The 12,618-nt window shown below is 69.1% G+C and carries 13 protein-coding genes; 11 read left to right on the forward strand and 2 right to left on the reverse strand.

The genetic code is table 11. The features are described 5' to 3' along the window. Positions 1-20 precede the first annotated feature (20 nt). From RQG77_RS17310 to RQG77_RS17325, 4 genes are read left to right on the forward strand one after another with little or no spacing between them, the layout of a single operon-like run. Positions 21-1,085, forward strand: a complete 1,065-nt coding sequence (locus RQG77_RS17310; RefSeq protein ID WP_311245838.1) for a hypothetical protein — start codon at positions 21-23, stop codon at positions 1,083-1,085. Then, positions 1,085-1,453 (forward strand): hypothetical protein, encoded by a 369-nt coding sequence (locus tag RQG77_RS17315; RefSeq protein ID WP_311245839.1) that lies wholly within the window; start codon positions 1,085-1,087, stop codon positions 1,451-1,453. The genes RQG77_RS17310 and RQG77_RS17315 overlap by 1 nt, the downstream gene beginning before the upstream one ends. Further along, positions 1,443-1,874, forward strand: a complete 432-nt coding sequence (locus tag RQG77_RS17320) for a hypothetical protein (RefSeq protein ID WP_311245840.1) — start codon at positions 1,443-1,445, stop codon at positions 1,872-1,874. The genes RQG77_RS17315 and RQG77_RS17320 overlap by 11 nt, the downstream gene beginning before the upstream one ends. A 10-nt stretch (positions 1,875-1,884) precedes the next feature. Then, the gene (locus tag RQG77_RS17325) at positions 1,885-2,181 is read left to right on the forward strand and encodes a WXG100 family type VII secretion target (protein ID WP_311245841.1); all 297 of its coding nucleotides are present in this window, start codon (positions 1,885-1,887) and stop codon (positions 2,179-2,181) included. Positions 2,182-2,256: 75 nt separating this feature from the next. Here RQG77_RS17325 and RQG77_RS17330 read toward each other — a convergent pair whose 3' ends face one another. Beyond that, positions 2,257-3,711: an NAD(P)H-quinone dehydrogenase gene (locus tag RQG77_RS17330; protein ID WP_311245842.1), complete on the reverse strand. Its 1,455-nt coding sequence runs from the start codon at positions 3,709-3,711 to the stop codon at positions 2,257-2,259. Between the two features lie 48 nt (positions 3,712-3,759). On the opposite strand from RQG77_RS17330, the gene RQG77_RS17335 reads away from it, so the two are divergent. Genes RQG77_RS17335 through RQG77_RS17345 form a run of 3 tightly spaced genes read left to right on the forward strand, consistent with a single transcriptional unit; the run spans position 3,760 to position 6,529 of the window. Then, positions 3,760-4,593 carry a purine-nucleoside phosphorylase gene (locus RQG77_RS17335; protein ID WP_311245843.1) on the forward strand — a complete coding sequence of 278 codons (834 nt, stop codon included), beginning with the start codon at positions 3,760-3,762 and terminating at the stop codon, positions 4,591-4,593. Beyond that, the gene (locus tag RQG77_RS17340) at positions 4,590-6,260 is read left to right on the forward strand and encodes a phospho-sugar mutase (protein WP_311245844.1); all 1,671 of its coding nucleotides are present in this window, start codon (positions 4,590-4,592) and stop codon (positions 6,258-6,260) included. Before RQG77_RS17335 ends, RQG77_RS17340 begins: the two co-directional genes overlap by 4 nt. A gap of 5 nt (positions 6,261-6,265) precedes the next feature. Continuing rightward, a complete protein-coding gene (locus RQG77_RS17345; protein ID WP_311245845.1) occupies positions 6,266-6,529 on the forward strand; it encodes an HPr family phosphocarrier protein in 264 nt (87 codons plus the stop codon). Positions 6,530-6,563: 34 nt separating this feature from the next. Here RQG77_RS17345 and RQG77_RS17350 read toward each other — a convergent pair whose 3' ends face one another. Beyond that, positions 6,564-8,486: a PRD domain-containing protein gene (locus tag RQG77_RS17350; RefSeq protein ID WP_311245846.1), complete on the reverse strand. Its 1,923-nt coding sequence runs from the start codon at positions 8,484-8,486 to the stop codon at positions 6,564-6,566. Between the two features lie 169 nt (positions 8,487-8,655). Between RQG77_RS17350 and RQG77_RS17355 the strand changes: the two genes are divergently transcribed. From RQG77_RS17355 to RQG77_RS17370, 4 genes are read left to right on the forward strand one after another with little or no spacing between them, the layout of a single operon-like run. Continuing rightward, positions 8,656-8,973, forward strand: coding sequence for a hypothetical protein (locus tag RQG77_RS17355; protein ID WP_311245847.1), 318 nt, complete (start codon positions 8,656-8,658; stop codon positions 8,971-8,973). Beyond that, on the forward strand, positions 8,970-9,251 hold the full coding sequence (locus RQG77_RS17360; RefSeq protein WP_311245848.1) for an HPr family phosphocarrier protein: 282 nt from the start codon (positions 8,970-8,972) through the stop codon (positions 9,249-9,251). The genes RQG77_RS17355 and RQG77_RS17360 overlap by 4 nt, the downstream gene beginning before the upstream one ends. Positions 9,252-9,307: 56 nt before the next feature. Beyond that, the gene (ptsP, locus tag RQG77_RS17365) at positions 9,308-10,933 is read left to right on the forward strand and encodes a phosphoenolpyruvate--protein phosphotransferase (protein WP_396653428.1); all 1,626 of its coding nucleotides are present in this window, start codon (positions 9,308-9,310) and stop codon (positions 10,931-10,933) included. Further along, complete coding sequence (locus RQG77_RS17370; protein WP_311245850.1) at positions 10,930-12,561, forward strand: PTS mannitol transporter subunit IICB; 1,632 nt, start codon at positions 10,930-10,932, stop codon at positions 12,559-12,561. The genes ptsP and RQG77_RS17370 overlap by 4 nt, the downstream gene beginning before the upstream one ends. Positions 12,562-12,618: the final 57 nt, after the last annotated feature.

Here is a 12,618-nt window from a genome sequence, read left to right on the forward strand (position 1 = left end):
CACAACCGAGGAAGGATCGCATGTATCGGATCGACCCCGCGCGACTCACGGCGCACGCGAGCGCGCTGACCGACGATTCCGGATCGACGGCCACCGCCACGACCTACACCTCCGACCACATCACGCTCGAGTACCTCGACACCTCTTTCGTCTACTCGAAGGCCCTGTTCGCGGCCAACGAGACGGTGGAGGCGCTCAACAGCTACTTCGGCGCGCTGAACACCGCGCTGACCGCATCCGCGACCGAGCTGCAGGGCACGGCGACCCGGTCACTCGAACTCGACGACGCGATCGAAGCCGACCTCGACCGGAGCTATCCCGGCGGGGGTGGCAGCGGCGCAACGACATCGGCGGACGACGCATCGTCCGGTTCGCCCCACAACGCAGCGGACGAGCTGTCCCCTCCGGCCACGGAGACGCCGGAGGATCTGGTCTCCACCATCCTCACGACCGACTGGCTGAGCCCGTCGTCGGTGCTGGCCCAGGTGCTGGACTGGATCTTCGACTGGAACTACCTGGACGTCATCTCCAAGAACTTCAGCGGCGATTGGAACAAGCTGTATGAAGTCTCCGACTCGCTCCGCAAGCTCGGCGCGTACACCGGCACCCAGGGCGACAACGTGGCCTACGAGATGGCCGTGACCGCGGGATCCTGGACCGGGGAAGCGGCGACAGCCGCCAACGCGTTCTTCACCGAACTGGCGGATCTCCTCCGCGAAGCGGGAACCAAGATCGCCGAGCTCGGACCGGAGTTCGAGATGGTGGCGCGGGGCATGATCAGCACGGCTGCTCTCGTGAGCGGCATCTTCTCGAAGATCCTCGACGCCGCACTCATCGCCGCTGTCTGCATCGCGGCAGGCACAGTGACGATCGAGACGGTCGTCGGTGGAATCCTCGGCTACCTCTGCGGTGGCATCGAGATCGGATACGCCCTGTGGCTCGCCAAGTCCGCCTACGACACCGTGCAGTCCGTGCTGACCTTCTTCGATGCCCTGAACGCGTCGGTGGGAGTGCTGAGCTCGCTGCTCGCGGGCGGCACCGACCTCCCCCTCCCCGTCGGATACGACAATGCGCAGGTGAACTGATGAGCGACGACCCCACGATTTCTCCCGAAGGCGAAGTCCCCGGCCAGCCCCGCGTGCTCGGCACCGCCCAGGCCGGAAGCCCCCTTGACCTCCGCGCCCGCGAACTGCTCGCACGCCTGAGCCGCGATCCGCAGATGGACGAGTCGGTGCGCAATCGCGCTCAGGCTGCGCTCGCCGGACGCGCGACTCTCCGCGACGTCGCCCAGACCCCGGCATTCGCCGCCCGGATGGAAGAGGCGGGTCGCCTGCTCAAGGCCGCTCTCGCCGACATGGACGACGAGCAGCGAGAAGCCGTGCGGACAGCCTTCCTGCACGGACCGGGCGACCGCTCCGACTCGACCGGTTCGGGTGACGACCGTGCGCGCTGAGCGCGCGCTCGCGGTCGTCGCGACGGCACTCGCCGTGATCGCCCTCAGCAGCTGCTCACCTCCCGCGGAATCGACGCTGACCGTGCAGGTCGAAGGAGGCGAAGGGCAGACCGTCTCGGTCTCCGATCTGCAGTGCGTCACCTCGGGCGATCGATTCACCGCATCCAGCAGCCAGGACCGTGTCGGCGAGCTCTCGGCGTTCACCGCATCCATCTCCGGCGCTGAGGACGCGATCACCTGGGTCAGCCTCGGAGACGACCGGTGGCTGCTGACGACGGAAGTGTTCGAGCATGATGGCGCGGTGACGTTCGACGACGCCGAAGCCAGAATCGGCACGTCCTCCGAGGGGTATCCGGCCGAACTCGAGACGTCGGCGACGATCGACGGCGAACTGACCTGCACAGCACAGAACGACTTCTGAGGGGAGTGGAATGGACAGTCGAATCATCTCGCTCGAGCACGACCGCGTCGACGACGCGTGCACCGAGATCTCGGAGCGCGTGAGGCAGATCGACGCTGAACTCGATCGACTCGAGGCTGCCGCGGACGCGCTGTCCTGGCAGTGGTCAGGAGAGGCGCAGGTCGCCTATCGTGTGGCGCAGCGCGAATGGCACCAGTCGATGCGCGAGATGACGGCGATCGCACATGCGCTGTCCGCGATCGCCCATCGGGGCAACAACAGCTTCCGTACACAGGATCGCCGCGACGCCGCCGTCTGGGCGCGCTGAGAAGAGCAATCCGACTCGCGCCGGTACCGTCATCGCCGACGACGGTACCGGCCGCGGTGCGGCCATCCCGATGAGCTACGAGATGTTCGCGTTGACGAGGTGCATCGCCCGGCTCGCATCGGTGATGCTGCTCGACAGCGAGGGATACGCCGCGAACACTCGCGAGACCTGGTCGACCGTCAGACGACGCTCGACGGCGACCGCGATCGGGTAGATCAGCTCGGAGGCCTTCGGCGCGACGATCACGCCGCCGATGACCGTGCCCGAGCCCTTGCGTGCGATCAGCTTCACGAAGCCGTCCTTGATGCCCATCATCTTCGCGCGCGGGTTCGCGGCCAGCGGCAGCTTGAAGACCAGGCCGTCCGCGACGCCGTCTTCGACATCCTTCTCGGAGTAGCCGACCGTCGCGATCTCGGGAGCCGTGAAGATGTTCGAGGTGATCTTGATCAGCTCGAGCGGGATCACGATGTCACCCAGAGCGTGGAACACCGCTGTGCGCCCCTGCATCGACGCGACGGATGCGAGTGGGAAGAAGTTCGTGCAGTCGCCGACGGCGTAGACGTTCGGCACCGACGTGCGAGCCACGCGGTTGACGCGGACGTGTCCGGTCTCGTCGAGTTCGACTCCCGCATCCTCGAGGCCGATGCCCGCGGTGTTGGGGATCGACCCCACCGCCATGAGGCAGTGGCTGCCGTCGACCGTGCGACCGTCGGACAGCGTCGCGGTCACGCCGTCCTTGGTGACCTCGACCTTCTCGGCTCGCGCCTTTGAGAGCACCGTCATGCCGCCGCGCTTGAAGACCTTCTCGAGCACGCGTGCGGCGTCCTGATCCTCGCCCGGCAGCACCTGGTCGCGGCTGGAGACGAGCGTCACCTTCGCGCCGAGGTTCATATAGGCGGAGGCGAACTCGGCGCCGGTCACACCGGAGCCGACGACGATGAGGTGCTCGGGCAGCGCCTTCATGTCGTACAGCTGCGTCCAGGTGAGGATGCGCTTGCCGTCGGGCTTCGCCGAGTCCAGCTCACGCGGCGAAGCGCCCACCGCGACGATGATCGTGTCGGCCTCGACGCGGTCGAAGTCGGTGCCCTGCTGCCCCGTCGACACGATGATCGCGTTCGGACCCTCGAGCCTGCCGTGTCCCGAGAGGATGCGCACACCGGCTTCGAGCAGAGTGGTGCGCATGTCCTCGGACTGCTGGCCGGCGAGGGCGATGAGGCGCTTGTTCACCGCGGCGAGGTTGATCGCGATCTCGGGCTTGAGCGGCTTGCCGTGCTCGCCCTTGGCGTAGAACTGCACACCGAGATCCGAGGCCTCGGAGATCGCGACCGCGGCATCCGCCGTGGCGATCAGGCTCTTCGAGGGGACGACGTCGGTGAGCACTGCCGCACCACCCACGCCGACGCGCTCGACCAGGGTCACCTCGGCTCCGAGCTGAGCGGCTGCGAGTGCCGCTTCGTAACCGCCGGGACCGCCACCGAGGACGGCGACGCGCTGAGTGCGCTCAAAAGGGGTGGAAGACATGATCTCCATTCTTCCGCAATCCTGGCCCCTGAGCCTGCACCTTCCTAGAGTGGATCCATGCCTGAAACACACAGCAACCCCCTCGACGACCCGAATGCGAACCCGTTCGAGGTCGCAGCCGACGCAGCCGCCGACATCGCGCGCCTGACCGGAGTCGAGAAGCACGACATCGCCCTCACGCTCGGCAGCGGCTGGGGCAAGGCCGCCGACATCATCGGCGAGACCATCGCGACCATCCCCGCCACCGAGGTCACAGGCTTCTCGAAGCCCGCTCTCGAGGGCCACGTCGGCACTCTCCGAAGCATCCGCACCCCCGACGGCAAGAACGTGCTCGTCATCGGCGCCCGCACCCACTACTACGAGGGCCACGGCGTCCGCCGTGTCGTGCACTCGGTCCGCACCGCCGCGGCCACGGGGGCAAAGATCATGGTCCTCACGAACGGTGCCGGCGGCATCCGCGAGACGTGGACGCCCGGACAGCCCGTGCTGATCAGCGACCACATCAACCTCACTGCCGACTCTCCGCTCGAGGGCGCGACCTTCATCGACCTGACCGATCTCTACGCGAAGCGCCTGCGCGACATCGCTCGCAGCGTCGACCCCTCGCTCGACGAGGGCGTCTACACGCAGTTCCGCGGCCCGCACTACGAGACGCCGGCCGAGGTGCAGATGGCGAAGCACATCGGCGGCCACATCGTCGGCATGTCCACCGCCCTCGAGGCGATCGCCGCACGAGAAGCCGGCATGGAGATCCTCGGCTTCTCGCTCATCACGAACCTCGCCGCCGGCATTCAGAAGACGCCGCTCAGCCATGCTGAGGTGATCGAGGCCGGCCGCGAGGCGGAGCCTGTGATCTCGGCGCTGCTGGCCCGAGTGGTCGAGGCGCTGTGAGTGACGAGCGCCTCGCACAGGCCCGAGCCTGGATGAGGCAGGACCCCGACCATGAGACCCGCGACGAGCTCGCCGCGGTCATCACCCGCGCAGCGAGCGGCGACGAGACAGCGATCGCCGATCTCGACGATCGCTTCAGCGCGCGCCTCGCGTTCGGCACCGCAGGGCTCCGCGGCGCTCTCGGGGCCGGCAGCAACCGCATGAATCGCGTGCTCGTCGCCCAGGCGGCGGCCGGGTTCGCCTCGTACCTGCGCGAGCGGGCGCACGGCGGCACCCCGACCGTGATCATCGGCTACGACGGGCGCCGCAACTCGCGGGTGTTCGCCACCGACTCCGCCGAGCTGTTCGCCGGCGCCGGGCTCCGCGCCATCCTCCTCCCCCGCCTTCTGCCCACACCGGTGCTCGCGTTCGCGGTACGGCACCTCGGGGCGGATGCCGGGGTCATGGTGACGGCATCGCACAATCCCCCGAACGACAACGGCTACAAGGTGTACCTGGGCGGCGCGGATCAGGGCTCGCAGATCGTCGCACCGGCGGATGCCGAGATCGCCGCGCACATCCAGCGGATCGCCGATGCGGATGACGTCAGCGCTCTCCCCCGGTCGACCGTCTACGAGACGGCGGGTGAGGACGTCGTCGACGCCTATGTCGCAGCGACCGCCGCTGTGGCGCCCGCTCCCGCATCCGCATCGGACATCCGGTGGGTGTACACCGCGATGCACGGCGTCGGATGGGAGACCCTGTCGAAGATCGTCGCCGCCGCCGGCTACCCTCAGCCGATGGTCGTCGGAGAGCAGCTGAAGCCCGACGCCACGTTCCGCACGGTGTCGTTCCCGAACCCGGAGGAACCGGGGGCGATGGATCTGTCGTTCGCCCGGGCCCGGCGAGTGCAGGCGGACTTCATCCTCGCGAACGATCCGGACGCCGACCGCCTCGCCGTCGCGATCCCCGATGCGTCGTCCGAGAACGGCTGGCGTCGCCTCACCGGCAACGAGGTGGGCCTCCTGCTCGGAGCGCGCGCGGCGAAAGCGGCCGCGGGCACACTCGGTGCGTCCTTGGCCTGCTCGCTCGTGTCGTCCCCCGGTCTCGGCGCGGTCGCGGCACACCACGGACTCGACTTCCATGAGACGCTCACGGGCTTCAAATGGATCTCGCGAGCCCCTGGGATCGTCTTCGGATTCGAAGAGGCCCTCGGCTACCTCGTGAATCCCGAGACCGTCCGCGACAAGGACGGCATCTCGGCCGCCGTGGCGATCCTCGGTCTCGCGGCCGAGGCGCACGAGCGAGGCAAGTCGCTGGCCGATCTCCTGACGGAGCTCGGTGACACCTACGGCCACTTCGCCAGCGGCCAGGTGTCGGTGCGCGTCGATGACCTCTCGGTGATCGGCACAGTGATGCTGTCGCTGCGCACGCTGCCGCCGTCGCAGTTCGGCGGGGACACCGTCGCCTCGGCCGAGGATCTGCTGCAGGCGGACCCCGGACAGCCCTCCGGAGATGTGCTGCGTTTCCGCCTCACCGACGGATCCCGGATCATCGTCCGGCCCAGCGGCACCGAGCCCAAGCTCAAGGTCTACATCGACGCGAAGGCCGAGTCGGCTGCACGCGCCGCCGAGATCGTGCGCGAACTCGAGGCCGCCGTGCGGACCCTCCTGGAAGAACGCTCGTAGGTCGCATGCCGAGAAGACATGTCGTCATCAGCGCGCACAACGGGGTGCACGCGCGCCCCGTCGCCGAGCTGGTGCGCGTCGTGCAGGCGCACCCGCACGCGGTGACCCTGCGCACGTCGTCGGGCGCGGTCGTGGACCTCAGCAGCGTTCTCGCGCTGATGGACCTCGCGCTCGCGCCCGGCGACGCCGTGGTGCTCGAGACGGCGGAGTCGGCGGATGCCGACTCCGTGCTCGACACCCTGGCGGGCGTGCTCAACCCTCGGCTCTGAGCCTGAGCCTGAGCCTGAGCCTGAGCCTGAGCGGTCAGCCGTCGATCACGGCGACGAGCTCGTCGAGGAACGCCTCGAAGCTGGTGCCCCGGCGAAGGATGCGCTGCACGCTGTCGCGCTCGCTGAACACCTCGACGAGCTGCTCGAAGACGGTCTGGAATGCGGCACGGTCGCTCTCGCTGAACGCGGCGAGGGCGACCACCTGAACCCGGCCCTCGCCCCACGCCGCCGACCCGTCGGCGACGCCGATCGCGATCGCGGTTCTCGACGCCGTCATCTGCAGCGCGTGGGGCACGGCGAGGGAGTCTGTGAACGCCGTCGACGACATCCGCTCTCGCAGGATCGTGTTCTCGACGTAGTCCTCGCCGATGAGCCCCGCGGTCACGAGGAGTCCGCCGAGGCGACGGATGATCGCCTCCTCGCCCTCGTCCGGGAGCGGGTAGACGAACGCATCCGCGACGAAGTACCGTGCGAGTTCCGCGCGCAGGCGCGTCAGGCGCCGCCCTCTTCTGACCCGTGCCGCGGCCTGCTGGATGCGATCGATGTCGGCATCGGTGAGGAAAGGCTGGATGCGCACGAACCGGTCTCCGGTCGCACCCGGCTCGATCGTGCTGAGCACCAGATCGGTGTCGAAGGAGGCCCATTCCGGGTCGACGTTCGTGACGACACTGGTGACCTCGATGGCGGATCCCAGCGAGCGGTCGACGCTGGAGCGCAGCAGCTCATGCAGCTCGTAGTACCCGGGGCAGACGATGGTCGCCGTGAGGATCGACTCGGCCTTCCGGCTGCGCTCGAGCCGTCCGCCGACGTGCATCGCGATGTAGGCGATCTCGTCGTCGTGGATGGGCGTCCCCAGCCGGTCGTGCAGACCGCTCGCGATCGACACTGCCACCTCGAAGATCATCGGATAGGAGGTCTTGAGCGATCTCGTGAGCGGATTGCGGGTGAGGGCGCTCTCTTCAGCACGGCGCAGCAGGTTCTGCACGTGCAGTGCGAGGCGGAGCACGAAGGTCTCGTCGACCAGATCGACCTGGAAGTCGTCGGCCGCCCGGGCGATCTCGGCGCGGACCGCGGCCTCCACGGCAGGAGCGACGCCGCTGCGAGCGACGTCGCCGGCGGCGTCCTCCCCCGGGGCCACGATTCGTGTGAGGACGAGGGAGGCCAGGTGACCGCTGTCGCCGTCGCCCAGCGCGACGGCGAAGTGCTCCTGGGCGAGGCGGGCGATGATCGCGCCGACTCGCGGGATCTCCTCGCGCGCGCCGGCGGGACCGGCCTCGAGAGAGTGACCGGCGGCGACCCGCTCGGCGGCGATCGCGATGTGCAGGAGGACGTCCGAGATCGCGAGCTCGTTGACGTAGTAGCCCAGCTCGCCGAGTTCGCGCACGAGCTCGGACTTGAAGGGGGCGACGGAGCCGGCGGCGACGGCAGTGCCGGCGAGGGCCCGGCGGAAGGTCTCGGGGTGGAAGGACGCGGCGTCCATCTCGTCGTGCGCGAGCCGGCTGAGAAGCCGGCGCTGTGCCGCCTCGTTGCCGCGCAGGCGCGCGATCTCGCGGTCGCGCTCCAGCGTCAGCTCGGTGCCTTCCAGCAGGGCGCGGACCCGGGAGAGGTCCGATTCGAGGGTCGCCTCGCTGACATGCAGCTCGTCGGCCATCGCGAACACGTCGACGCCGCCCGGCAGGTCGAGCAGGGTGCGGACGATGCCGTGCAGCCGGTCTCTGGGGGCGGATTCGCCACCCTGCCTGGTTCGCAGCGCATCGCGCGCGGCTGAGCCCGCCCGGTAGCCGGCGGGCCCCGACTCCACCGCGTCCGCGCCACCCGTCCGGGCGTTCAGCGCCGCCACATACGAGCGGATGCTGCGGGGGGTGACCCCGAGCTGATCGGCGAGGCTCGCGGCGGTCGCCCAGTCGCCCTGGCGCAGCAGGGTCGAGAGGAGCTGGTCCTGGCGCTGACGCGACATGATCCTCCCCCTCCTCCGTGCCGACTGCACTGTCCTGACGTGATTCCCATGATGTCAGTAAGCGCGTGGCGCCGCTCCGAAACCGATGTTCCGCAGGGGCGGAAAGGAACCTGTTGGCGAGCGCCCGCGCCAGTTCCCAGACTGTTCTCAGGAAAGGTAGTGGGCATCGATGAAGATCCTCGTGGTGTGCGGCGCCGGCGCGTCGAGCACGTTCGTCGCACAGCGACTGCGCAGAGCGGCCTCCAACGCCGGTCTCGACTGGGACGCGGCAGCCGGCATGGAGCACTCCGTCACCGGCGGCGATCACGACCTCGTCCTCGTCGGCCCGCACCTCGCCGACCGCCTCGACGCCATCCGCGATGTGGCCGCCGTGCCCGTGGTCGTCCTCCCGGAGGACGTCTTCGCCGACCGCGACGGCACCCGCACCCTCGCGCTCGCCCGCTCGATCCTCGCCGACGCCAGGACCACCCCGAAAGGAACATCATGACCGTCTCCCGCACCGTACGCATCGGCTCATCCCACGGACTCCACGCCCGCCCCGCGAAGCTGTTCGCACAGGCGGCGAAGGACTCCGGCATCCCCGTGACCATCGCGAAGGACTCCGGCAAGGCGGTCAACGCGGCCAGCATCCTCGGCGTCATCGCGCTCGCGATCGAACACGGCGACTACGTCACGCTCACCGCCGACGGCGACAGCGCCGAAGGAGTCCTCGACACGCTCACCGAGCTGCTGACGACCGACCACGATCAGGATGCCGGCGCGTGAGCGAACTGCGAGGGGTCGGGATCGGTCTCGGCGTCGCCCAGGGCGTCGTCGTGCGAATGACCGAGGCGCTGCCCGCTCCGGAGAACACACCGAGCACGCAGGGCATCGATGCCGAGCGCACCAGGGTGCGCGAGGCCGTCGCCGCGGTGGCTCAGGAGCTGACAGCCCGAGGCGAGACGGCCGGAGGCTCGGCCCAGGAGGTGCTGGAGGCCCAGGCGATGATCGCGGAAGACCCCACACTGCAGGACGAGGTCGACGCGAGGATCGATGACGGCGCCACCGCCGAGTGGGCCGTGCACGACGCCTTCGCCGGCTTCCGCGCCACGCTCGAGGCGGTCGGGGGCTACCTCGGCGAGCGCGCGGCCGATCTCGACGACATCGCCCAGCGGGTGCTCGCACGCCTTCGCGGCGTGGATGCGCCCGGCGTGCCCGACCCCGGGCATCCGTTCGTCCTCGTCGCCCGTGACCTCGCTCCGGCCGACACGGCGCTGCTGAACCTCGATCAGGTGCTCGCCCTCATCACATTCGACGGCGGACCCACGTCGCACACGGCGATCCTCGCCCGTGAGAAGGGCATCGTCGCGATCGTCGGCGCGGCCTCGGCATCCGCACTCGCCACGGGTCAGTCGGTGATCGTCGATGCGGCCGCCGGACTCGTGACCCTGGACCCGACCGACGACGAGAAGGAGCGCGCCGAGCAGCGCGCCGCCGCCCGACGCTCTGCGGACGACGCACCACTGACTCCCGGCGCCCTCGCCGACGGCACGCTGATCCCGCTGCTGGCGAATCTGGGGAAACCTGCAGACGCATCCGATGCCGTCGAACGCGGGGCCGAGGGCGTCGGGCTGTTCCGCACCGAGTTCCTGTTCCTCTCGTCGGCCCAGGCACCGACGGTGGAGCAGCAGCGCGAGTCGTATCGGGAGCTGCTCGCGGCCTTCCCGGGCAAGAAGGTCGTCGTGCGGATGCTGGACGCCGGGGCCGACAAGCCCCTGGCCTTCCTCAACGACGCACACGAGGAGAACCCGGCGCTGGGGCTCCGCGGCCTCCGAGCCCTGCGCGCGAGCGAAGACATCCTGCGCGAGCAGCTGACCGCTCTCGCCGAGGCCGATGCCGCGACCTCGGCCGACCTCTGGGTCATGGCTCCCATGGTCGCGACCGTCGAGGAGACGCAGTACTTCACTGCACTCGCTCGCGAATACGGCCTCAAGACCGCGGGCGTCATGGTCGAGATTCCGTCCAGCGCGCTGCTCGCCGACCGAATCCTCGCGCACGCGGACTTCGCGTCGATCGGCACGAACGATCTCACCCAGTACACGATGGCCGCCGATCGCATGCTGGGTTCTGTCGCCGGCTTCCAGGACCCCTGGCACCCCGCCGTGCTCCGCCTCGTGCGCGAAGTCGGTGCGGCAGGCGCCCGCCTCGGAAAGCCGGTCGGGATCTGCGGCGAGGCAGCGGCAGACCCGATGCTCGCCGTGGTGCTCGTCGGCCTCGGCGCGACGAGCCTCTCGATGGCTCCATCGGCGCTCGCGGACGTGCGCCAGATGCTCTCCACCCGAACCCTCGACGAGGCCCGCAACCTCGCCGAACTGGCGCTGGCGGCCGACGACGCCGCCGGAGCCCGCCTCGCCGTGGCCGATGCCACAGCAACCCTTCCCCCTCACCAGAAAGAGACGACATCATGACGACGACGTCACCCGCCGCCACGAAGGCAGGCGGCCTCCGAACGGGCGTGCAGCGCTTCGGCACGTTCCTCTCGGGCATGATCATGCCCAACATCGCCGCGTTCATCGCGTGGGGATTCATCACCATGCTGTTCATTCCGGCCGGCTTCTTCGGCGCGGACAGCCCGTTCGGCTGGCACTGGTACCCGGTCGCCGAGATCGTCGGCGGCGGCGGAGACTCCGCGATCGTCGGCTGGCAGGGCGCGATGACCGCGGTGGCCGAAGGCGCCGACGGCAACTTCTTCGGCTATGTGGGCCTCGTCGGCCCGATGGTCACCTACCTCCTGCCTCTGCTGATCGCCAACACTGCCGGCCGCATGGTCTACGGCGAGCGCGGCGGCGTCGTGGCGACGATCGCCACGATGGGCGTCATCGTCGGAACGAACATCCCGATGTTCCTCGGTGCGATGATCATGGGACCGCTCGCGGCCTGGATCACCAAGCAGATGGACAAGCTGTGGGACGGCAGGATCCGCCCCGGCTTCGAGATGCTCGTCAACAACTTCTCGGCCGGAATCCTCGGCATGCTCCTCGCCATCTTCGGCTTCTTCGCCTTCGGCCCGGTCATGCTCGGCATCAGCGCGGTCCTCGGCGGCGCTGTCGACTGGCTCGTCTCGCTGAACCTGCTCCCGCTCGTCTCGATCATCGTCGAGCCCGCCAAGGTGCTGTTCCTCAACAACGCCATCAACCACGGCGTGTTCACGCCGCTCGGCATCGAGCAGGCCGCGGAGACCGGCAAGTCGATCCTGTTCCTGATCGAGGCGAACCCCGGTCCGGGTCTCGGCCTGCTGCTCGCCTTCACCTTCTTCGGCGTCGGTGCGGCGAAGGCCTCCGCGCCGGGAGCTGCCATCATCCAGTTCTTCGGCGGCATCCACGAGATCTACTTCCCGTACGCGCTGAGCAAGCCGACCACCATCCTCGCGCTGATCGCGGGTGGCGCGGCCGGTGTCACGACGAACATGGTCCTCGGTGGCGGGCTGGCCTTCCCCGCAGCCCCCGGCAGCATCATCGCCGTCACCGCCGCTGCTGTCGGCCCCGGAGTCGGCAACCTGCTGGTCGTGTACCTCTCGGTCGTCATCGCCGCCGTCGTCACCTTCCTCATCACCGGAGTCATTCTGCGGGCCTCGCGCAAGCGTGACCTCGCCGCAGAGGGCGACAGCTTCGGCGACGCGATCGCCCAGACCGAGGCGAACAAGGGCAAGTCCTCCGCCGCGATGGACGCGCTCCGCGCCTCATCCGGTGCGGGTGCCGCAGGCGCCGCAGCCGCAGGGGTGGGAGTCGCCACCGACCGCCGTATCGCGAACATCGTGTTCGCGTGCGACGCCGGCATGGGCTCCTCGGCCATGGGCGCGAGCGTGCTGCGCAACAAGTTCAAGAAGGCCGAGATCGACGGGGTCACGGTCACCAATCAGGCGATCGCGAACCTCGACGGCAGCGCCGACCTGGTGATCACACAGCAGCAGCTGACCGACCGCGCGAAGGCGCAGTCGCCGAACTCCGTCCATGTGTCGGTCGACAACTTCATGAACTCTCCGAAGTACGAAGAGGTCGTCGAGATGGTGCGCGGGCAGCGCGACTCCGACGCATGACAGACCGGGCGGGGCGGATGCCACGGCATCCGCCCCGCCCCCACATTCTCAGAAAGA

It is taken from the genome of Microbacterium sp. WCS2018Hpa-23 (assembly GCF_031843845.1).
Classification (GTDB): Bacteria; Actinomycetota; Actinomycetes; order Actinomycetales; family Microbacteriaceae; genus Microbacterium.